The 20,689-nt window shown below is 71.6% G+C and carries 20 protein-coding genes; 16 read left to right on the plus strand and 4 right to left on the minus strand.

What is annotated here, in order from left to right; genetic code table 11:
* Positions 1 to 141 precede the first annotated feature (141 nt).
* Positions 142 to 1,347, plus strand: a complete 1,206-nt coding sequence (locus EIY87_RS42165; RefSeq protein ID WP_125315606.1) for an HNH endonuclease signature motif containing protein — start codon at positions 142 to 144, stop codon at positions 1,345 to 1,347.
* 630 nt (positions 1,348 to 1,977) lie between these two features.
* Here the strand turns inward: EIY87_RS42165 and EIY87_RS42170 are convergent.
* Positions 1,978 to 2,463, minus strand: coding sequence for a hypothetical protein (locus EIY87_RS42170; RefSeq protein ID WP_225440388.1), 486 nt, complete (start codon positions 2,461 to 2,463; stop codon positions 1,978 to 1,980).
* A gap of 54 nt (positions 2,464 to 2,517) precedes the next feature.
* Between EIY87_RS42170 and EIY87_RS42175 the strand changes: the two genes are divergently transcribed.
* The 4 genes from EIY87_RS42175 to EIY87_RS42190 all read left to right on the plus strand — a co-directional run bounded on the left by EIY87_RS42175 (position 2,518) and on the right by EIY87_RS42190 (position 6,893).
* Positions 2,518 to 3,759 (plus strand): aminotransferase class I/II-fold pyridoxal phosphate-dependent enzyme, encoded by a 1,242-nt coding sequence (locus EIY87_RS42175; RefSeq protein ID WP_125315607.1) that lies wholly within the window; start codon positions 2,518 to 2,520, stop codon positions 3,757 to 3,759.
* A 116-nt stretch (positions 3,760 to 3,875) separates the two neighbouring features.
* On the plus strand, positions 3,876 to 4,850 hold the full coding sequence (locus EIY87_RS42180) for a ferritin-like domain-containing protein (RefSeq protein ID WP_125315901.1): 975 nt from the start codon (positions 3,876 to 3,878) through the stop codon (positions 4,848 to 4,850).
* A gap of 67 nt (positions 4,851 to 4,917) precedes the next feature.
* Positions 4,918 to 6,027 carry an FAD-dependent oxidoreductase gene (locus EIY87_RS42185; protein WP_125315608.1) on the plus strand — a complete coding sequence of 370 codons (1,110 nt, stop codon included), beginning with the start codon at positions 4,918 to 4,920 and terminating at the stop codon, positions 6,025 to 6,027.
* Positions 6,024 to 6,893, plus strand: a complete 870-nt coding sequence (locus tag EIY87_RS42190; protein WP_125315609.1) for an aminoglycoside phosphotransferase family protein — start codon at positions 6,024 to 6,026, stop codon at positions 6,891 to 6,893. The genes EIY87_RS42185 and EIY87_RS42190 overlap by 4 nt, the downstream gene beginning before the upstream one ends.
* A 2-nt stretch (positions 6,894 to 6,895) precedes the next feature.
* Here EIY87_RS42190 and EIY87_RS42195 read toward each other — a convergent pair whose 3' ends face one another.
* The gene (locus tag EIY87_RS42195) at positions 6,896 to 7,933 is read right to left on the minus strand and encodes a LacI family DNA-binding transcriptional regulator (protein WP_125315610.1); all 1,038 of its coding nucleotides are present in this window, start codon (positions 7,931 to 7,933) and stop codon (positions 6,896 to 6,898) included.
* Positions 7,934 to 8,092: 159 nt separating this feature from the next.
* Between EIY87_RS42195 and EIY87_RS42200 the strand changes: the two genes are divergently transcribed.
* The 4 genes from EIY87_RS42200 to EIY87_RS42215 are packed head-to-tail and all read left to right on the plus strand — an operon-like array spanning position 8,093 to position 12,553.
* Complete coding sequence (locus tag EIY87_RS42200) at positions 8,093 to 9,358, plus strand: ABC transporter substrate-binding protein (protein ID WP_125315611.1); 1,266 nt, start codon at positions 8,093 to 8,095, stop codon at positions 9,356 to 9,358.
* Positions 9,358 to 10,278, plus strand: coding sequence for a carbohydrate ABC transporter permease (locus EIY87_RS42205; protein WP_125315612.1), 921 nt, complete (start codon positions 9,358 to 9,360; stop codon positions 10,276 to 10,278). The genes EIY87_RS42200 and EIY87_RS42205 overlap by 1 nt, the downstream gene beginning before the upstream one ends.
* A gap of 9 nt (positions 10,279 to 10,287) precedes the next feature.
* A complete protein-coding gene (locus EIY87_RS42210; protein WP_125315613.1) occupies positions 10,288 to 11,172 on the plus strand; it encodes a carbohydrate ABC transporter permease in 885 nt (294 codons plus the stop codon).
* Positions 11,173 to 11,188: 16 nt separating this feature from the next.
* Positions 11,189 to 12,553 carry a GH1 family beta-glucosidase gene (locus tag EIY87_RS42215; RefSeq protein ID WP_125315614.1) on the plus strand — a complete coding sequence of 455 codons (1,365 nt, stop codon included), beginning with the start codon at positions 11,189 to 11,191 and terminating at the stop codon, positions 12,551 to 12,553.
* Positions 12,554 to 12,556: 3 nt separating this feature from the next.
* On the opposite strand, the gene EIY87_RS42220 is transcribed toward EIY87_RS42215, so the two are convergent.
* Positions 12,557 to 14,353, minus strand: coding sequence for an AMP-dependent synthetase/ligase (locus EIY87_RS42220; RefSeq protein WP_125315615.1), 1,797 nt, complete (start codon positions 14,351 to 14,353; stop codon positions 12,557 to 12,559).
* A 127-nt stretch (positions 14,354 to 14,480) separates the two neighbouring features.
* Here EIY87_RS42220 and EIY87_RS42225 point away from each other — a divergent pair, with 127 nt between their 5' ends.
* Genes EIY87_RS42225 through EIY87_RS42255 form a run of 7 tightly spaced genes read left to right on the plus strand, consistent with a single transcriptional unit; the run spans position 14,481 to position 19,552 of the window.
* Positions 14,481 to 14,891: a polyketide cyclase / dehydrase and lipid transport gene (locus tag EIY87_RS42225; RefSeq protein ID WP_125315616.1), complete on the plus strand. Its 411-nt coding sequence runs from the start codon at positions 14,481 to 14,483 to the stop codon at positions 14,889 to 14,891.
* An 11-nt stretch (positions 14,892 to 14,902) separates the two neighbouring features.
* The gene (locus EIY87_RS42230) at positions 14,903 to 15,697 is read left to right on the plus strand and encodes a metallophosphoesterase family protein (RefSeq protein WP_125315617.1); all 795 of its coding nucleotides are present in this window, start codon (positions 14,903 to 14,905) and stop codon (positions 15,695 to 15,697) included.
* A 27-nt stretch (positions 15,698 to 15,724) separates the two neighbouring features.
* The gene (locus EIY87_RS42235; protein ID WP_086856845.1) at positions 15,725 to 16,159 is read left to right on the plus strand and encodes an SRPBCC family protein; all 435 of its coding nucleotides are present in this window, start codon (positions 15,725 to 15,727) and stop codon (positions 16,157 to 16,159) included.
* 4 nt (positions 16,160 to 16,163) lie between these two features.
* Entirely contained in the window at positions 16,164 to 17,291 is a 1,128-nt protein-coding gene (locus EIY87_RS42240) for an ArsA family ATPase (protein WP_125315618.1), read from the plus strand.
* Positions 17,288 to 17,692, plus strand: coding sequence for a hypothetical protein (locus tag EIY87_RS42245; protein WP_125315619.1), 405 nt, complete (start codon positions 17,288 to 17,290; stop codon positions 17,690 to 17,692). The genes EIY87_RS42240 and EIY87_RS42245 overlap by 4 nt, the downstream gene beginning before the upstream one ends.
* A 15-nt stretch (positions 17,693 to 17,707) precedes the next feature.
* Complete coding sequence (locus tag EIY87_RS42250) at positions 17,708 to 18,646, plus strand: ROK family protein (RefSeq protein WP_125315902.1); 939 nt, start codon at positions 17,708 to 17,710, stop codon at positions 18,644 to 18,646.
* Between the two features lie 60 nt (positions 18,647 to 18,706).
* Positions 18,707 to 19,552, plus strand: a complete 846-nt coding sequence (locus tag EIY87_RS42255) for an NUDIX hydrolase (protein ID WP_125315620.1) — start codon at positions 18,707 to 18,709, stop codon at positions 19,550 to 19,552.
* On the opposite strand, the gene EIY87_RS42260 is transcribed toward EIY87_RS42255, so the two are convergent.
* Positions 19,549 to 20,688, minus strand: a complete 1,140-nt coding sequence (locus EIY87_RS42260; RefSeq protein WP_125315621.1) for a glutamate--cysteine ligase — start codon at positions 20,686 to 20,688, stop codon at positions 19,549 to 19,551. The genes EIY87_RS42255 and EIY87_RS42260 overlap by 4 nt on opposite strands.
* Position 20,689 lies beyond the last annotated feature (1 nt).

A 20,689-nucleotide genomic window follows, 5' to 3' on the forward strand; every position in this document is an offset into this window, starting at 1 on the left:
GCCAGCTCGTCATACGACGGGCGAACACCTTCCCCCACAAGCAAGATCATCCCACATGGCCACTCACAGCCCGGAAACGACCTGAACAGTTACCCTGATCGTGTGATGAACAGGTGTTCGTATGGCCGGTAGTCTTGGTGTGTGGACAGAGAAGCGGTGTGGCAAGCGGATGCGGCGGCCTTGGCCGACCGTGTTGTTTCGCTGCTCACTGTGGTGCGGTCTGCTGAGGCGGAAATCGGTGCGTTGCTGGTGGAAATCGAGTCCCGCGGCGTTATGGAGCTGTTCGGATACCGTTCCACCGCACGCCTTTACGAGCACCTCGCGGACGTCCCGCACGCTGCCGCCAGACGCACCGTCGCCCGTGCCCAGGCCCTCTACTCCTCTGACGTCACCCCCGCCCTCGCCCCGGCCACCGGTGCCACTGCCGTGACCGGTTCGCTGAGCACCCCGATGATCGACACCATCGTCGAGGCTGTCTCGCGGATCCCCGCCGTCCATCGCGATACCGCCGAAGCCGATCTCCTCACTTTCGCCGCCGAGGGCGGTCACAAGCAAGTCGCGGCCTTGGGTGCGCGGATCCTGGCTCACCTCGACCCCGACGGCGTTGAACCCGAGGACACCGAGCCGACCATCCCCGCCCGAGAACTGTCGCTGCGCCGCAAACGCACCGGAACCTGGGAACTGTCCGGTCGCTTCGACGACGAAACCGGCACCCGCGCCAGCGCCCTGCTCGACGCGTTGGCCGAACGCCGCGGCGCCGACGACCTCCGCTCCCCACACGAACGCTACGGCGACGCCTTCTCCGACGCGGTCGACCTCGCGTTGAATTCCCCAGAGTTACCGACGCAGGCTGGGGAACGCGCCCACGTCATGGTCGCGGTCTCCCTGTCCGACCTGCAATCCGGCCTCGGCACGGCCACCCTCGGCGACACCGGCCTGATCACGGCCGCCGAAGCTCGCCTCCACGCCTGCGACTGCAAGTTGATCCCCGCCGTCCTCGGTTCCGCCAGCGAACCCCTCGACCTGGGCCGTGCCCGCCGCCTGATCAGCCCCGGCTTGCGCCGCGCGTTGTTCCTGCGCGACCGCGGCTGCGCGTTCCCCGGCTGCCACCGCCCACCCCGGCACTGCCAAGGCCACCACATCCGGCACTGGGCCGAGGGCGGCCCGACCGAGCTGGCCAACCTGGTCCTGCTCTGCGGCCACCACCACCGGCTCCTGCACCGCTCCGGCTGGCAAGTACGCATCGCCACCGACGGCCACCCCGAATTCCTGCCACCACGGTTCCTGGACAAACGCCGAAAACCCAGGCGCAACAACATCCATCAGCCCCTGCCCTTCGCAGCCTGAACACGGGACAGGCCCGCAGCCACCGGCTACGGGCCTACACCCACGCGCCCAATCCGCCCGCCCACGCTCCAGCAGCTTCCAGTCCTGGCTCTGCGTGGCCTTCCGTAGTCTGCCGTCGATTGCCGGTGTCTCAGCTGGCCGTCGCGTCCAACCGTCCGCCCACGCTCCGGCCGCTTCCAGTCCTGGCTCTGTGGAGCCTTCCGTAGTCTGCCGCCGATTGCCGGTGTCTCAGCTGGCTCGCGCGCCCAAGCGCCCGCCGACGCTCCGGCCGCCTCGTGTCCTGAGGCTTTGCGCGCTCCGCGCGTCATCCACCGTTGACTGCTGGCGTCTCAGCTGGCCCCAGCGCCCAAGCGCCCGACCACGCTCCAGCCGCCCAGCCCTGGGCTCTGCGCGCCCCGCGCGTCCTCCACCGTCGACTGCCCGCCCCTCACCCGGCCCCGCGCCCAGTCACTCCGCACCCCTGCGTGACGAATGCCGACTACCCGCCCCAGCTCTACCGCGGCCCGAGTCCAGCGCCTCTCCGCACTCCGCCCGCGGCCTGAGTTCCACACCATCTGCCACGACCGGCCGCACCCGGCCCCCTCAACCGCCGCCGAGCACAAGGCGCACGAACAAACACGAACAAAACAGTCACCCGTCCCAGACCGAAGCCCCCTGCCGCAGCACCGAGACCCCCGACGGATCCGTCACCGGCCACAGCTCCACCACATACCGGTAATGCTCCCCGAACTCGTGCTCGTTCCAAGTCACCGACGGCGGCCCAGCCGGCACAAACGAAACCCGAGCCCGGTACAACCCCGCCACCACCGAAAAGAACTTCTCCTGCGACGGGTAGTCCGAAGGCCCGGAAATCACCAACCGCCCGCTCGGAACCGGAAGATCCGCTTCCACCACGTGCTCCGCCTCCGGAATCACCGCGGGCGGGGACGGCTCCAACGTCACCGAAGACTCCACCACGTCCGAGCGGGCCGTCACGATCGCGATGCCACCGGGCTCGGAAGCGATCCGGTGGTCGAGGGCGTCGGGGGTCCAGCCGCTGCCGGTGAGGTGGGATGCCGAGTCGCGCAGGGAGAACTGGCGCTGGTCGGCGTGGACTACCAAAAGCACACTCGCCACCCTAGCCAGGACCCGCCCCGAAATGGTATCGACGCCGGGTTTAGCGTTGGGGCTATGACCACTGCTTCCGTCGACGTCGACACGGCCCGCAGCGACTACGCGGCCCTGGTCGGCCGAGGCCTCTCCCTGGACATCACCCGTGGCAAGCCGTCGCCCGAGCAGCTCGATCTTTCGAACGCGCTGCTGAGCCTCCCCGGCGATGGCTCCTTCAAGGCCGAGGACGGCACCGACGTCCGCAACTACGGTGGCCTGAAGGGCCTGGCCGAGCTGCGCCGCATTTTCGCCGGCGCGTTGCAGGTGCCCGCCGAGCAGCTGCTCGCCGCCGGGAACTCCAGCCTCGAGCTGATGCACGACGCCGTCGTGCAGGCGCTGCTGAGCAAGCTGCCCGGGGCCGAGCGCCGGTGGGCCGACGAGCCGCAGGTCAAGTTCCTCGCGCCCGTTCCGGGGTACGACCGGCACTTCGCGCTCACCGAGCGGTTCGGCATCGAGCTCGTGCCGGTCGCGATGACCGACGAGGGCCCGGACATGGACGCCGTCGAGACGCTGGTCGCCGAGGACCCCGCCGTCAAGGGGATCTGGTGCGTCCCGAAGTACAGCAACCCGACCGGGGTCACGTTCAGTGACGACGTCGTGCGGCGGCTCGCCACCATGCGCACCGCGGCGCCGGACTTCCGGATCTTCTGGGACAACGCCTACGCCGTGCACCACCTCACCGACGACGAGCCGGAGCTGGCCGACCTGCTGGCGCTGGCCACCGAGGCCGGCAACGCCGACCGCGTGTTCGTCTTCGGTTCGACCTCCAAGATCACCCTCGCCGGGGCCGGCGTCGGGTTCTTCGGGGCCTCCGAGGCCAACCTCGCCTGGTGGACCGGCAACACCGGCAAGCGCACCATCGGCCCGGACAAGGTCAACCAGCTGCGCCACGCCCACTTCCTCAAGGACGAGGCCGGCGTCCGCGCCCACATGCGCAAGCACGCCGAGATCATCGGGCCGAAGTTCGCGGCCGTCGACCGCATCCTCACCGAGGAGCTGGCCGACCTGGCGTCCTGGACCAAGCCGACCGGCGGGTACTTCATCACCCTGACCGTCCCCGCGGGCACCGCCAAGGAGGTCGTGCGGCTGGCCAAGGAGGCCGGGGTCGCGCTGACCCCCGCCGGGGCGACCCACCCGCACGGGGCCGACCCGGACGACGCCGTGATCCGGATCGCGCCGACGTTCCCGAAGCTCGCCGAGGTCGAAGAGGCCGTCCGCGCGCTGGCCGTCTGCGTCCGGCTCGCGGTCGCCGAACGCGGCTGACCAGGCAAAACAGAACCGGGAAGAATTTTTTCCCGATTCGACCGAGCCGGGGGCCGTCCAGGTACGTATCACCGTTGGGTGAGGTGGACGAACTCGTCACGAGAGGACGTCCCCCGGTGTTCGGAAAACGCTACACACGGCAGCTGATCGAGCGCAGCGCGGAGAACGCGACCGACCGCCGCCGCTTCCTCAAGGCCGCGGGAGCGGCGGGGCTCGGCGTCGCGGGCGCCGGTGCGCTGGGCACGGCGCTGTCGCTGGGGCTCGGCTCGGCCGGTGCCACGCAGCAGTACGGCGCGCAGGGCGGCGACGCCGCCAAGGAGGCGGCGAGCGACGCCGCCGTGCTCAACTTCGCGCTCAACCTGGAGTACCTGGAGGCGAACCTCTACTCGTTCGCGGTCTCCGGCTACGGGCTGAACGAGAAGTACGTCAACGGCATCGGCAACCTCGGCAAGGTCTCCGGCGGGCACGCCGTGAAGTTCAAGAGCGAGCACGTCAAGCAGATCGCGCAGGAGATCGCCGGCGACGAGGTCGCGCACGTGAACTTCCTGCGCAAGGCGCTCGACAAGGCCGCCGTCGCGCAGCCGGAGATCGACTTCCAGAACAGCTTCACCGCCGCCATGCAGGCCGCGGGGCTGATCAAGCAGGGCCAGACGTTCGACCCGTTCGCCAGCGAGAACAACTTCCTGCTCGCCGCGTACCTGTTCGAAGACGTCGGCGTGTCCGCCTACAAGGGCGCGGCGCCGCTGGTCAACAACAAGACGTTCCTCGACGCGGCGGCGGGCATCCTCGCGGTCGAGGCCTACCACGCGGGCATCGTGCGCGCGCAGCTGTTCGAACGCGGCCTCGGCGACGTCACGAACAAGATCTCCGACGCCCGCGACAGCCTCGACGGCAAGGCCGACGACGACGAAGGCGTGCTCAAGGACGGCATGGCGAACCTCGTGCCGGCGGACGCCAACGGCGTCGCGTTCGGCCGGTCGGCCGACCGCGTGCTCAACATCGCCTACCTCAACCCGGACAAGGTGTCCTCGGGCGGCTTCTTCCCGCGCGGTCTCAACGGCGACATCGCCACCAGTGGCGCCAAGGAGTGAGCCCCGCGTGCCGCCGCCACGGTAACGTCGTGGCCGGCGGCACGCGGAGTCCACGAGGGGGAGCAGGGTGCGGGTACTGGTTGCGGGTGGCGGGATCTCCGGCACGGTCACGGCGATGGCGCTGAAGCTCGCCGGGCACGAGCCGGTCGTCTTCGAGGCGTACCCGGCGGGCGGGGACGACATCGGCGCGTTCCTCACGATCATGCACAACGGCATGGACGCCCTGCGCGCGATCGGTGCCGACCAGCCGGTGATCGACGCGTCCTTCGCGGCGCTCGGGGTCGAACTGGTCGCCCCGAACGGCGAGACCGTCGGGCGGCGCGAGTTCGACACCGAAGGCCTCGACGGGCCGCGCACGATGACCCGCGCGACGCTCTACCGCGTCCTCCAGGACGAAGCCGCGCGCCGGGGCGTACCGCTCGAACGCGGCAAACGCCTCGTGAGCGCGAAGACCGGACCGGACGGTGTCACGGCGGAGTTCGCGGACGGCACCACCGAAACGGGTGACGTGTTGGTCGGCGCGGACGGGTTGCGCTCGGTCGTCCGGCGGCTGATCGATCCCGCCGCGGACGAGCCGCGCTACACCGGGCTGACCGTCGTGTACGGCTACACCCGCGCCGAGGGGCTCCCGGCGGCGCCCGGGGTCTACCGGATGGTCCGCGGCAGCAAGGCCGCGTTCGGGTTCACCACCGATCCGGACGGCGCCACGTTCTGGTTCGCCCGCATCCCGGACGCCGAGCGCTCGCGCGCGGAGATCGCGGCCGTCACCCCGGCGGGCTGGCGCGAGTTCGCGCACGCGGCGTTCGAGGGAGAACCGTTGCCCTGCGCCGAGATCGTCGCCGCCACCGGTGACGAGGTGTTCGGCGGCCACTCCTACGACGTCCCCGAAACGCGCGTCTGGTCGACACCGGAAATGGTCCTGACCGGGGACGCCGCGCACGCCGCGTCCCCGGCCGCGGGCCAGGGCGCGTCGATGGCGCTGGAGGACAGCGTGATCCTCGCGCAGTGCCTGCGCGACCTGCCGGACCCGGCGTCGGCTTTCGCGGCGTACGAAGGCTTGCGGCGCGAGCGGGTCGAGAAGCTGGTGAAGGCGAGCGCGGGCGGGGACGTCGGCGAGGAGCGCGGCTGGCTCTACTCGCACCACATCGACTGGGACGCGAAGATCACCGCCCGATGAGCCTCGGCCCGCCGCCCCGGCGCCTCGAGGTCACCGCCGACCAGGTGCGGCGGCTCGTCGCCGCGCAGTTCCCGCGGTGGGCGCACCTTCCCGTGCGTCCCGTGGCGAACGGCGGCTGGGACAACCGGACCTTCCACCTCGGCGACGCGATGTCGGTGCGGCTGCCCAGCGCGGCCGAGTACGCCCTGGCCGTCGATAAGGAACAGCGCTGGCTCCCGGTGCTCGCGCCCCGGCTGCCGTTGCCGATTCCGGTTCCCCTGGCGGAAGGCCGGCCCGGTGCGGACTACCCGTTCCCATGGTCGGTCTACCCGTGGCTCGACGGCGAACCGGCGACCGCGGCGGGCATCGCGGACCCCGTCGGGTTCGCGACCGACCTGGCCGGGTTCCTGGTGGCGCTGCAGGACGTCGACCCCACGGGCGTACCCGGGCCGGGGAAGCACAACTGGTTCCGGGGCGGCCCGCTGCACACCTACGACGAGCTGGTCCGGCACCTGCTCGACGACCTGACCGGCGAGATCTGGCAGGCCGCGCTCGACGCGCGCTGGGACGGGGTGGCGCGCTGGGTGCACGGCGACGTCGCCGCGGGGAACCTGTTGCTGGACAACGGAAAACTCGCCGCGGTCATCGACTTCGGCAGCTGCGGCGCCGGCGATCCGGCCTGCGACGTGGCCATCGCCTGGACGCTGCTGACCGCCGAGGGCCGCCGGGTGTTCCGCGAGCGGCTGGCGATCGACGACCCCACGTGGGCCCGCGGCCGCGGCTGGGCGCTGTGGAAGACGCTCGTCACCCGGTCCCGCGCGCACGGCCGTGAAGCCGCCGAAGCGGAGCGCGTCCTCGGCGAAATCCGTGCCGAGTACCGCGGCTGACGTCAGGCGCCGCAAGAGTCGCGGATGACCAGTTTCGTCGGCAGCCGCACCGGTTCCGGGGCGCCCACGTTCTCGATCATCGCCAGCAGCGCGCCGGCCGCCGCCGTGCCGAACCCGGGCTTGTCCTGGGCGACCGTCGTCAGCGCCGGGTCCACCAGTGACGCCACCTCGATGTCGTCGAACCCGACCACCGCCAGGTCGTCCGGCACCCGCAGCCCGGCCGCGCGGGCCGCCAGCAGCGCGCCGACCGCCATCTCGTCGCTGGCCGCGAACACCGCCGTCGGCGGGTCCTTGCGGGCCAGCAGCCGGCGCATGCCGACGAAGCCGCTCTCGCGGTAGAAGTCCCCGGTCACGACGTAGTCCTCGCGCACCGGCAGCCCCGCCTCGGCCAGGCCGCGCCGGTAGCCCTCGGTGCGGGCGGCGGCCGGCGCGTTGCCGCGCGGGCCGGTGATCGTGGCGATCCGCCGGTGCCCGAGCCCGGCCAGGTGCCGGACGGCTTCGGCGGCGCCGGCGGCGTTGTCCGAGGTCACGTAGGTCGCCCGCGGGCCGGAGAGGGCCACGTCCAGCGCGACGCACGGCAGCCCGGACTGGGCGAAGGTGCCGAACGCCTCGGCGTCGGTCCCGCTGTCGATGAGCACCAGCCCGGCCAGGTGGTGGCGCCGGGTCATGCCGACGTACCCGACCGGGTCGGCCAGCGACACGCCGGGGTGGCGGTTGCGGGCGTCGTCGCTCGTGGCGAGCAGCAGCAGGTGGTACCCGTGCGAGCTGAGCGCCGATTTGAGGCCCAGCAACAGGTCCTGCAGGAACGGGTGCCGCCAGCCGGGCCGCCGGTGGTCGGTGTCCCAGACCAGCCCGACCATCGCCGAGCGCTGCCGCGACAGCGCCCGCGCCGACTCGTTCGGCGAAAAGTCGAGTTCCCGGGCAACCCGTTCGACGTGGGTGCGGGTCGCCTCGCTGACCGTGGCGGGGCGGTTGAAGACCCGCGACACGGTTGCGACCGAAACGCCGCAGAGCTGCGCGATCTCGCGGGCGGTGACCATGGGGACCTCCGATGTTGTAACCGGTTACATCTGTAGCACATGATCTCAGACAGCGTAAATGCCGGAGTGCGTTACCTTTTCGTTACTTGACGTACCCCGCTTGGGAGCGCTCTCATGGTCCCGCGTTTTCCGACCGGCCCGCAGAACAACGGAGATCTCATGCGCCCGAAAACGACACCCCGCCTCGTCTTGGCGGTCGTCTGCGCCGCTGTCACCGCCCTGAGCGCCTGCGGGAGCGGTGACGCCGGCGGCGGGAAGATCAAGCTGAGCCTCGGCCTCTTCGGCAACTTCGGCTACACCGACCTGATCAAGGAGTACCAGGCCGCGCACCCGGACATCGAGATCACCGAGCGGACGGCGGCCTACTCCGACCACCACAAGAACCTCGCCGCGCACCTGGCCACCGGGGGCGGCGCCGCGGACATCGAAGCGATCGACACCGGGTACGTCGCCCAGTTCAAGGCGACCCCGGACAAGTTCGTCGACCTCAACACCGTCGGCGGGGACAAGCTCAAGGACCGCTGGCTGAGCTGGAAGTGGGCGGCCTCGCTCGCCAAGGGCGGCCAGCAGATCGGCTACGGCACCGACGTCGGCGGCCTGGCCATCTGCTACCGCCGCGACCTGTTCGAAAAGGCCCAGCTGCCCACCGACCGCGACGCCGTCTCCGCGCTCTGGCCGACCTGGCAGGCGTTCTTCGACACCGGTAAGCGCTTCCAGGCCAAGGCGCCGAACGGCGTCAAGTTCATGGACGGCGGCCCGACCGTGCTCAACGCGATCTTCGGCCAGGCGCCCGTCGGCTACTACGACCAGAACGACCAGCTGGTCGTCGCGAGCAACCAGGCCCTGCGCACCGGCTGGGACCAGGTCGTCGACGCCGTCAAGGCGAACCTCTCCGCCGGCCTGCTCTACAGCACGCCGACCTGGAACACCGGCTTCACCCAGGGCCAGTTCGCCACGGTCACCTGCCCGGCCTGGATGATGACCAAGATCAAGGACCAGGCCCCGGACACCGCGGGCAAGTGGGACGTCGCGGCCGTGCCCGGCGGGGGCGGCAACTGGGGCGGCTCGTACCTGACCGTGCCGAAGTCGGGCAAGCACACCAAGGAAGCCGCCGAGCTCGCCGCGTGGCTGACCGCGCCCGAGCAGCAGGCGAAGGTGTTCACCAGCAAGGGCCTGCTGCCCTCGACGCCGTCGCTCTACGACGACCCGAAGATCACCGGCTACACCAACCCGTTCTTCAACAACGCTCCCGTCGGCAAGGTGTTCACCGACGCGGCGAAGAAGCTGAACCCGCAGTACCAGGGCCCCAAGGCCGGCGACGTGCAGACGGAGTTCGGCAACGCGATGCAGCGCGTCGAGCAGGGCAAGCAGGACGGCGCGGCCGCGTGGGAGCAGCTCGTCGGTGACGTCTCGAAGCTGAAGTAATGGCGCTGACCTGGGCCGACCGGCGGCACAAGTGGGACGTCAAGCTGTCGCCGTTCGGCTTCATCAGCCCGTACTTCCTGATCTTCGGCGTCTTCGGGCTGTTCCCGCTGCTGTACACGGCGTTCGTGTCGCTGCAGAAGCGGAACCTGCTCGACGCCGATGGCGCGACGTTCATCGGGTTCGGCAACTACGAGCAGCTGCTGTTCCACGACCCGTACTTCTGGAACTCGATGGGGAACACGGTCAGCCTGTGGCTGCTGACCACGATCCCGCAGATCCTGTTCGCGCTCGGCATCGCGCACTTGCTCAACCGGCGGCTGCGCGGCCGGACGCTGTTCCGGATGGGGATGATCCTGCCGAACATCACCTCGGTGGCGGCGGTGACGATCATCTTCGCGCAGCTGTTCGGCCGGGACTTCGGCCTGGTCAACTGGGTGCTGAGCTGGTTCGGCGCCGGCCAGGTCGACTGGCAGGCGGGCACGGCCAGCTCCCACACCGCCATCGCGGCGATGGTGGTGTGGCGCTGGACCGGCTACCACGCGCTGATCTTCCTGGCGTCGATGCAGGCGATCCCGTCGGCCATGTACGAAGCCGCCACCCTCGACGGCGCCCGCGGGTGGCAGCAGTTCTGGCGGATCACCGTGCCGCTGCTGCGGCCGCAGATCATCTTCTCGACGGTGATCGCGACGACCGGCAACATGCGGCTGCTCGCCGAGCCGCTGCTGTTCAACCCGGGCACGGCGGCCGCCACCGGCGGCTCGGACCGGCAGTTCCAGACCGCCGCGCTCTACCTCTACGAACAGGGCTTCACCAAGTACGACTTCGGCTACAGCTCGGCGATCGCGCTGATCCTGGCCGTGGCCACGATGCTCGTCGCGGGCGTGTCGTACCTGGTCACCCGGCGCATCCAAACGGACTGAGGAGCGGACATGACCACCGTGCTGACCTCGGCGCCCGCCGCGGCGCCGAGCCCGCCCGGCCGGGTGCGGCGGCTGGTCCGGCGGGCCACAAGCCCGTGGACCTACGCCGCGCTCGTCGCGATCCTCGCCGGTTCGGCGTTCCCCGTGTACTGGTCGTTCGTCGTCTCCTCGCAGACGACGGAGGCGGTCGGGAGCGTGCCCCCGGTGCTCGTGCCCGGCGGGCACCTGTTCGAGAACATCGCCCGCGTCTTCGACGAGACGAACTTCGCGCTGGCGCTCGGGAACTCGCTGATCGTCGCGGGCACGATCACCGTGTCCGTGGTGCTGTTCTCGACGCTGGCCGGGTTCGCGTTCGCCAAGCTGAAGTTCCGCGGGCGGACGTTCCTGCTGCTGCTCGTGGTCGCCACCCAGGCGATCCCGACCGAGCTCGGCGTCGTCCCGCTCTACATGATGATGGCCGACTTCGGCTGGGCCGGGCAGCTGCAGGCGGTGATCGTGCCCGGGCTCGTCACGGCGTTCGGCGTGTTCTTCATGCGCCAGTACTTCGAACGCGCCCTGCCGCTGGAACTGCTGGAGGCCGGGCGGATGGACGGCTGCGGCTCGCTGCGGCTGTTCTGGCACGTGGCGCTGCCCGCCGCCCGGCCGGCCGCGGCGGTGCTCGGGCTGTTCACGTTCATGCAGGCGTGGAACGACTTCTTCTGGCCGCTGGTGGTGCTGGTGCCGGAGAACCCGACCGTCCAGACGGCACTGTCCAGCCTGGCCAGCGGCTACACCACCGACTACACGCTCGTGCTCACCGCCGCCACCATCGGCACCGTTCCCGTCCTCCTCGTGTTCCTGCTGTTCGGCCGCCAGATCGTCGGCGGCATCATGCAGGGCGCGCTCAAGGGCTGACCTCCCGGAGACCACCGTGACCACCAGTTTCCCGCCCGGCTTCCGCTGGGGCGTCGCCACTTCGGCGTTCCAGATCGAGGGCGCCACCACCGCGGACGGCCGCGGACCGTCCATCTGGGACACCTTCGCCGCGGTCCCCGGCGCGGTGGCCGGCGGCGACACCGGCGAACCGGCGGCCGACCACTACCACCGCTGGCCGCAGGACCTCGCCCTGCTCGCCGGCCTCGGCGTGGACGCCTACCGGTTCTCGGTGTCGTGGCCCCGCGTGCAGCCGTCCGGCCGCGGCCGCGTCGAACGCCGCGGGCTCGACTTCTACCGGCGGCTCGTGGAAGGGCTGCGGGAGAAGGGGATCGAGCCGTTCCTGACGCTCTACCACTGGGACCTGCCGCAGGCGCTGGAGGACGAAGGCGGCTGGCGCTCCCGGGACACGGCGTTCCGGTTCGCCGACTACGCGGCCCTCGTCCACGCGGAGCTCGGCGACCTGGTCGAGCACTGGACGACGCTGAACGAGCCGTACCCGTGCGCGGTCGCGGGCTACGGCGAGGGCCGCCACGCGCCCGGCGCGAAGGAGGGCGACGGCGCCCTCGCCGCGGCCCACCACCTGCTGCTCGGTCACGGCCTGGCGGTCCGGGCGATGCGGGGGCAGGCACCGCCGCACCACCAGTTCGGCATCGTCCTCAACCAGTCGCCCGCCGTCCCGGTGTCCGCCTCGCCGGCGGACGTGGCGGCGGCCGCCCGCCAGGACACGCTGCTGCGCCGCCAGTTCACCGACCCGCTCTTCGGCGGCCGCTACGCCCCGGGCCTGGCGGCGATGTTCAGCGGCGCCTCGGACTTCGCCTTCCGCCGTGACGGCGACCTGGGCACGATCGGCCAGCCCCTGGACTACCTGGGCGTCAACTACTACTACCGCCTGCACGTCGCGGACGCCCCGCACCGCGAACCCGACCCGGCGCTGCGCACGGTGGCCGACATCGGCGTGGACACCTCGCGGCTGCCGGACGTCCCGCGCACGGGCATGGGCTGGCCGGTGGAGCCGGAGGGGCTGACCGAGGCGCTGGTCGGCCTGCACAACCGCTACCCGGAGCTGCCCCCGGTGTACGTCACCGAGAACGGCTGCGTGTACCCGGACCGCAGCGACTTCGCCGACTACGAGCGCATCACGTACCTGAGCGAGCACATCGAGGCGGCGCGCACGGCCGCGGCGGCGGGGGTCGACCTGCGGGGGTACTTCTGCTGGTCGCTCCTGGACAACTTCGAGTGGGCGCACGGGTACAAGCACCGGTTCGGCCTGGTGCACGTGGACTACGCGACGCAGACCCGCACGCCGCGGGCGAGTTACCGCTGGTACCGCGACTTCGTCACGGCCCAGCGGCTCGCGTGAGGCCTACTTCTTGTACAGGCCTTCGATGGCGTTCGCGTAGTTCTTCGAAACCACGTTGCGCTTCAGCTTCAGGCTCGGCGTGATCTCGCCGCCCGCCTCGGTGAAGTCGTTCGCCAGCACCGTGAACTTCTTGATCGCCTCGGCCTTCGACACCTGCTTGTTCGCCTCGTCCACCGCGGCCTGGATCTCCGCGAGCAGGTCGGTGTCGGAAGCGAGGTCCGCCACCGAAGCGCCGGCGGGCTTGCCGTGCTGGGACTTCCACGCCGGGAAGTACTCCTCGTCCACGGTGACCAGCGCCGCGATGAACGGGCGCTGGTCGCCGACCACCATGGCCTGGCTGACCAGCGGGGCCGCCTTGATCGTGTCCTCGAGGCCGGACGGGGCGACGTTCTTGCCGCCCGCCGTCACGATGATCTCCTTCTTGCGGCCGGTGATCTTCAGGAAGCCGTCGGAGTCCAGCTCGCCGAGGTCGCCGGTGTGGAACCAGCCGTCGGTGAGCGCTTCCTTCGTCGCTGCCGGGTTGTTGTAGTACGCCTTGAACACCACGTCGCCCTTGAGCAGGACCTCGCCGTCGTCGGCGATGCGGACCGACGTGCCGTTGACCGGCTTGCCGACCGTGCCGACGCGGAACGCCGTCTGCGTGTTGACGTTCGCCGCCGCGGACGTCTCGGTGAGGCCGTAGCCCTCGAACACCGGGACGCCGATGCCGCGGAAGAAGTGCGCCAGCCGGGCGCCCAGGGGAGCGCCGCCGGACACCGCCGCGACGCAGCGGCCGCCGAGGGCCGCGCGCAGCTTGCCGTAGACGAGCTTGTCGAACGCCAGGTGCTTCAGCTTGAGGCCGAGCCCGGCGCCGCCGGTGTCCTGCGCCTGGCTGTACTCGACCGCGACCGCCTCGGCGGCGTCGAAGATCTTGCCCTTGCCCTCGCTGTGGGCCTTCTGCTTGGCCGAGTTGTAGACCTTCTCGAACACGCGCGGCACCGCGACCACGAACGTCGGGCGGAACGTGCCGAGGTCGGCGACCAGGTTCTTGACGTCCGGGGTGTGCCCGAGGGTGACGCGGGCGGTGAGCGCGGTCACCGCGATCGCGCGGGCCAGCACGTGCGCCAGCGGCAGGAAGCACAGCAGCGAGTTGCCCTGCTCCATCAGCTGCGGGAACGCCTCGATGTCGGCGCGGATCTCGGCCAGCAGGTTGCGGTGGGTCAGCTCGACGCCCTTGGGGCGGCCGGTGGTGCCCGAGGTGTAGACGATCGTGGCCAGCTCGTCCGCGCTCACGTCGCGGCGGCGCTCGTGCAGCTCGTCGTCGGAGAGGTCGGCGCCCAGCGCGGCCAGCGTCTCGACGGCGGGGGCGTCGCCCTCGATCTGCCACGTGTGGTCCAGCTCGGTGAGCCGGTCGCGGATCTCCTCGACCGCGCCGGCGTGGCCGGTCGTCTCGACGAACACGGCCTTGGCGGCCGAGTCGGAGAGGATCCAGTACACCTGTTCGGGCGACGAGGTGTCGTAGATCGGGACGGTCACCGCGCCGGCCGCCCAGATCGCGAAGTCGATCAGCGTCCACTCGTAGCGGGTCTTCGACATGATCGCGACGCGGTCGCCGCGGCCGATCCCGGCCTTCGCCATGCCCTTGGCGACCGCCAGCACCTCGGCGGCGAACTCCTTGGCGGTCACGTCCAGCCAGCTGCCCTCGACCTGGCGGCGGAAGCTCACCACGTCGGAGAACCGCTCGGCGTTCGCCCAGACGACATCGGACATGTTTTCGTCGTCGGCCACCGGCTTGCCGGCGGGAGCGCTGTATTCGCGCACGTGGACCTCCGTGTTCAACGCGTGCGGTGGGCGACACCGCTGTTACCCGCCAGTCAACTTAGCGTGGTGAGCACCTTAAGACCATGCTGATCGCCGCCGCACGGCGAGGGCGTGACATTCTTCGCACGTGAACGCACCGCCCGCCATCGACGTCGTCGACGAGACGTTCCTCGCGGTCCCGCCGTCCACCGTGGCCGCCGCCTTCGCCGACCCCCGGTCCTGGCCGCGCTACTGGCCCGACCTGGTCCTGGAGGTCTACACCGACCGGGGCGACCAGGGCCTGCGCTGGACCGTGCGCGGCGCGCTCGTCGGTACGATGGAGGTCTGGCTCGAGCCGGTGCTCGACGGCACTCTGCTGCACTACTTCCTGCGGGCGACCCCCGCCGACGCGGCGGGCGCGCCCCGTGCGCCGGCGCCGCGCGAGCTGCGCCGGGAGTTCGACCGGCGGGCCCGCGCGGCCAAGGCGATCGCGCTCGGGCTGAAGGAGATCCTGGAGGACGGGCGCGAGCCCGGAGTGCCTCCGCGCGGTGAAGACTGAAGGGACCAGGGGTGCGGGTACACGTCGTCTCGGACGTGCACGGCAACGCGGACGCGCTGAAGCGGGCGGGGGACGGGGCCGACGCGCTGGTCGTGCTCGGCGACCTGCTGGACTTCGTCGACTACCGCGACCACGACAAGGGCATCATGGGCGCGCTGTTCGGCGCCGAGAAGGTCGGGGAGTTCGCGCGCCTGCGCCGCGAGGGCACCCGTGACGAAACCGTTGCCTTCTCCCGGACGCTCTGGGCGACCCTCGACGACCCGGCCGCCGCGGTCGACGAGGCCATCCGCGAGCAGTACGCGACGCTGTTCGCGGCGATGACCGCGCCCACCTACGCCACCCCCGGCAACGTGGACACGCCGTCGCTGTGGCCGGAGTTCACCGGCGCGGGCATCCACGTCCTCGACGGCGAGGTGACCGAGATCGGCGGCCTCCGGTTCGGCTTCGTCGGCGGCGCGCTGCTGCCCGACGGCGTCGTCCCGCGCCGCCGCAAGGGCGCCGCCTGGCGCCCCTACCTGCGGGATCGCGAGGACTACGACAAGAGCGTGGCCGCGCTCACCGACGTCGACGTGCTCTGCACGCACGGCCCGCCCGCCCTGCCGGAGCTGACCTACGACGTCGTCGCGCGCCGCAACGAGATCGGCTCCACGGCGCTGCTGGAGCTGATCCGGGAACAGCGGCCGCGCTGGTCGGTGTTCGGCCACGTGCACCAGCCGCTGTCCGCGCGGGTCCGGGTCGGCCTGACCGAGTGCCGTAACGTGGGTCACTTCAAGGAGACCGGGCAGCCGTACGTGCTGCGCTGGTGACCGGCCGCGGCGGCTACGCTTCGTCCCATGGCCGAGCAGTCCACACAGTCCATCGAGGTCGACGCCGAGCCCAGCCGGGTGATGGCCGTGATCGCCGACTTCCCCGCCTACCCGGAATGGGCCAAGGCCGTCCGGCAGACCGAGGTGCTCGGCACCGACGCCGGTGGCCGGGCCAAGCAGGTCAAGCTGACCCTGGACGCGGGCCCGATCAAGGACGTCTACACCCTCGAGTACGACTGGGACGGTGACGGCCTCGGCGTCAGCTGGCACCTGGTCAAGGGCCAGATGCAGAAGGCGCAGAACGGCCGGTACGCGCTCGAGGACCTGGGCGGCCGGACGCGGGTCACCTACACGCTGTCGGTCGAGCTGGCGCTCCCGATGATCGGGCTGCTGCGCCGCAAGGCCGAGAAGATGGTCATGGACACCGCGCTGAAGGAGCTCAAGAAGCGGGCCGAGGGGTAGCCGCGTGCGGATCCTGCTGTTCACCGGCAAGGGGGGTGTCGGGAAGACGACGCTGGCCGCCGCCACCGGCGCCGCCCTGGCCGCTCGCGGCAGGAAGACGCTCGTCGTGTCCACCGACCCGGCGCACTCGCTCGGCGACGCCTTCGGGCACACCCTGAGCGCCGAACCGTCCGAAGTGGACGCACTGCTTTCGGCCGTCCAGATCGACTCCCGGACGCTGGTGGACACCACCTGGCACCGGCTGCGGGCCGAGCTGCAGGCCGCGCTGGCCGGCGCGGGGCTCGACACCCTGGACGCCGAAGAGCTGACCGTGCTGCCCGGCGTCGACGAGCTGCTCGCCCTCACCGAGGTCCGCCGGCTCGCCGAAGAAGGGCCGTGGGAGACCATCGTCGTCGACTGCGGGCCGACGGCCGAGACGCTGCGGCTGCTCGCCCTCCCGGAAGCCGTCTCCGGCTACCTGGCGCGCGTGTTCGGCAGGCGCGTCACCGAGTCCGTGCGCCGGCTCGGCGTCCACCTCGACGGCCTGCGCGCGCTGCTCACCGATCCGTCGGTGACCACGGTCCGGCTGGTGCTGACCCCGGAGCGGGTCGTCGTCGCCGAGGCGCGGCGCACGCTCAGCTCGCTGGCCCTGCGCGGCATCGCCGTCGACGGCCTGATCGCCAACCGGCTGATGCCCGCGCCCGGGTTCTGGCGCGGCGGCGCCGCGTCCTGGCTGCGCACCCGCCGCAACGAGCAGGACGCCGTGCTCGCCGAGCTGTCCGGGGCCGGCTTCGAGCGGGTCTCCCGCGTCGAGCACCGCGCCGTCGAACCGGTCGGGCTGCCCGCGCTGCTGGAGATCGCCGCGGAGCTGTACCGCGACGGCGACCCCCTGGCCGGCGACGGCACCCCGGTCACCCCGCTGCTGCTCATACGGCGCGCGCCGGACGGGTACACCCTGCGCATCGCGATCCCGCTGACGCGGGACACCGAGGTCGACCTCGCCCGCGTCGACGACGACCTGGCGATCACCGTGGACGGCTTCCGCAGGCTCATCGCCCTGCCGGAGTCGCTGCGGCCGTGCCGGATCACCGGCGCGGAATCCGATGCCGACGGCCTGGTCGTGAGCCTGGCCGGGAACCGGGGACGCGGGTGAGCGAAGAGGAACCCACGGACGGGCCGCGGCTCGCGGAGGAGATCCGCCTGCTCGTCGAGATGGTCGTGGAGAAGGCCGCGCCGTGGCTGGAGGGCGTCGTCGCCGCCGGGCACGGCGACCCTGACCAGGCGAAACCGGACGGCTCGGCGTGCGGGTGGTGCCCGCTCTGTGCGATCGTCGCGGTGGTGCGGGGTGAGCGACCCGAACTCGTGGCCCGCGTGCTGGAACAGCTGGCCCAGCTCGTGGCGTTGCTCCGGGCGGTGCTCGCGGACCGCTGGGAACCGGACGAGGGCGTGCACATGCCCGGGTTCCGGCCCGCGCCGCGGCCCCCGGCGGATGCCGCGGTCTCGGTGCGGGTCCAGCACATCGCCGTCCGCAGGCGTGACGAGTGGGAGAACTGAGTGCGGACGATAGGGGTGGACGTCGGCGGGACGAGCGTCCGGGCCGGCGTGGTGGACGAGCGCGGCTCCCTGCTCGACACGGCACGCGTCGGGACGCCGAGCGAGGAAGGCGCCCTCGAGGACGCCATCGCGGGCGTCGTCGAGGACCTGCGCAACCGGCACGACGTGGCCGGGGTGGGCCTGGCCGTGGCCGGGTTCGTGGCCCGCGACCGCCGGTCGGTGATGTTCGCACCGCACCTGGCCTGGCGCGGCGCCCCGGTCGCCGATCGCATCGAGAAGCGCGTCGGCCTGCCGGTCCTGCTGGAGCACGACGTCAACGCGGCGATGGTCGGCGAGCACCGCTTCGGCGCGGCCCGCGGCGCCCACGTGGCGGCGCTGGTGGCGCTGGGCACGGGCATCGGCGCGGGCCTGCTGCTGGACGGCAAGCTGTTCCGCGGCGCGTACGGCGTGGCACCGGAACTGGGCCACCTGACGGTGGTCCGCGGCGGCCGGCCCTGCCCGTGCGGCAAGTACGGCTGCTGGGAGCGTTACTGCAGCGGAACGGCGTTGGCCGCGACGGCGGTGGAGCTGCTGGCGCGGCACCCGGGCCGCTCGACGGTGCTGGCCCCGCAGGTCGCGGGCGACCCGGGCTCGGTGACGGGACGGCGGGTCGCCGGGGCGGCGCGGGACGGCGACCCGATCGCGCAGCTGGCGATGGCGGAACTGGCCAAGTGGCTGGGCGAAGGCCTGGCGCTGGTGGCGGACGTGTTCGACCCGGAGATCATCGTGATCGGCGGGGGAGTGTCGGAGTCGGCGCCCCTGTTCCTGGACGAGGCGCGCGAGCACTACGCGGGCGCGATCACGGGGGCGCGGCACCGGCCGCTGGCCCGGATCCGCACGGCTCACCTGGGCGACGACACGGCGATCGTCGGCGCGGCGGCGCTGGCGCTGGAAGCGGCCAAGACCCCGGTCTGAGTCACTCCTCCGGCGGCCGTGGAGAGGTGATCCGCGGCCGACCTGTGACACCCTGGCTAGGTGAGTCCCGCGTCCGCGAGCGTCTTCGTCAAGTGTTCCTGCGGGCACCTGCACTGGGGCCGGTACGGCGCCGCCGGGCTGCTGCTCGTCGATCCCGCGCGCGGGGTGCTGCTGCAGCGCCGGGCCTGGTGGGTGCACCACGGCCGCACCTGGGCGCTGCCCGGCGGGGCCATCGAGGCGGGCGAAACCGCCCTCACCGCGGCCGCCCGCGAAGCCTTCGAAGAGGCCTCCGTGCCCGCCGAAGCCTTCCGGACCGTCTCCGCCTCCGTCGTCGACCACGGCGAGTGGAGCTACACCACCGTGCTCGCGCTCGCCGAGGGCGCCGAAGCGCGCGTCGCCAACACCGAGAGCGCGGAGGTGCGCTGGGTGGACCCCGAAGACGTCCCCGGATACCCCCTGCACCGCGACTTCGCCGCCGCCTGGCCGGACCTGGCCGCGCGCGTCGGGCGCAAGCTCGTCCTCGTCGTCGACGGCGCCAACGTCGTCGGCTCGCGGCCGGACGGCTGGTGGCGCGACCGGCACGGCGCCGCCGAGCGGCTGCGCGACCAGCTCGCCCGGCTCGCCGAAGCCGGGCTGGCCGACCCGGACGACGCGTCCGTGACCTGGTGGCCGCGGATCGTGCTGGTCGTCGAGGGCAAGGCCAAGCACGTCACGGGCGTGGCCGGCGTGGAGGTCGTCGCCGCGGACACCGACGGCGACTCGAAGATCGTCGAGGTCGTCGCGAAGCAGGCCGACGCCCGGATCCTGGTCGCGACGGCCGACCGCGAGCTGAAGCGGCGCGTCGAAGCCCTCGGCGCGGCGATCCTCGGCCCCGGCACCCTGCGCACCCGGCTCGACGCGCTTTAGTCCTTCGGGATGCCGTCGCGCATCTCGGCGACCAGCGACGCCATCACGGCCTTGAGGCTGCCCTTGTGCGCCTCGGCGACCGCCCGCTGCCGCCGGTAGCTCGGCCCGTGCTCCAGGATCGTTTCGACGTCACGCAGCTCGGCAACGCAGTCCAGCCGCCGCGCCACCGGCTCCAGCCGGTCGAGCAGGTCGGCGATGTCGTCGGTGACCAGCCGCTCGCGCCCAGCCGCGTCCAGGATGACGATCGCGTCGGTGCCGTAGCGGGCCGCGCGCCACTTGTTCTCCTGGACGTGCCACGGCGGCAGCGTCGGCAGGATCTCGCCGTCGTCGAGGCGCTGGCTGAAGTCGTCGACCAAGCACTGCGTCAGCGCCGCGATCGCGCCGACCTCCAGCAGCGTCGGCAGCCCGTCGCAGACGCGCATCTCGATCGTGCCCAGGTGCGGGGCCGGCCGGATGTCCCAGCGGATCTCCGAGAAGTGGTCGATCACGCCGGTGGTGAACATGTCGTCGACGTAGTTCTCCAGCTCCGCCCACTTCCGGAACTGGAACGGCAGCCCGGCCGTCGGCAGCTGCTGGAACATCAGCGCCCGGTTCGAGGCGTACCCGGTGTCCTCGGCGCCCCAGTACGGCGACGATGCCGACAGCGCCTGCAGGTGCGGCGCGTAGTTGAGCAGCGCGTCGAGGATCGGCAGCACCTTCTCGCGGTGGTCGACCCCGACGTGCACGTGGACGCCGTAGATCAGCATCTGGCGGCCCCACCACTGGGTCCGGTCGATCAGCTTCGCGTAGCGCTCCTTGTCGGTGACCTTCTGCTGGTACCAGTTCGAAAACGGGTGCGTCCCGGCCGAGAACATCTCCACGCCGAGCGGGTCGGTGACGCCGTGCACGACGTCGAGCGACCCGTTCAGGTCGGCCTTGACCTCGGCGATCGTGTCGCAGACGCCGGTGATGATCTCGATGGTGTTGAGCAGCAGCTCCTGCTTGATCTTCGGGTGCTCGGCGGCGCCGTCGGGCCGGACCGCTTCGAGGATCCGTTCCGCCACCGAAGACAGCTCGCCGCTGCGGCGGTCGACCAGGCCGAGCTCCCACTCCGCGCCGACGGTCGATCGCCGCGAAGGGCTGAAATCGATGCGCATC

Source organism: Amycolatopsis eburnea, assembly GCF_003937945.1.
Lineage (GTDB): Bacteria > Actinomycetota > Actinomycetes > Mycobacteriales > Pseudonocardiaceae > Amycolatopsis > Amycolatopsis eburnea.

Coding starts and splice junctions, on each gene's coding strand:
- EIY87_RS42195 (WP_125315610.1), bottom strand. CDS start 7,933: ATGGTCACCGCCCGCGAGATCGCGCAGCTCTGCGGCGTTTCGGTCGCA.
- EIY87_RS42200 (WP_125315611.1), top strand. CDS start 8,093: ATGCGCCCGAAAACGACACCCCGCCTCGTCTTGGCGGTCGTCTGCGCC.
- EIY87_RS42210 (WP_125315613.1), top strand. CDS start 10,288: ATGACCACCGTGCTGACCTCGGCGCCCGCCGCGGCGCCGAGCCCGCCC.
- EIY87_RS42260 (WP_125315621.1), bottom strand. CDS start 20,688: ATGCGCATCGATTTCAGCCCTTCGCGGCGATCGACCGTCGGCGCGGAG.
- EIY87_RS42205 (WP_125315612.1), top strand. CDS start 9,358: ATGGCGCTGACCTGGGCCGACCGGCGGCACAAGTGGGACGTCAAGCTG.
- EIY87_RS42175 (WP_125315607.1), top strand. CDS start 2,518: ATGACCACTGCTTCCGTCGACGTCGACACGGCCCGCAGCGACTACGCG.
- EIY87_RS42190 (WP_125315609.1), top strand. CDS start 6,024: ATGAGCCTCGGCCCGCCGCCCCGGCGCCTCGAGGTCACCGCCGACCAG.
- EIY87_RS42235 (WP_086856845.1), top strand. CDS start 15,725: ATGGCCGAGCAGTCCACACAGTCCATCGAGGTCGACGCCGAGCCCAGC.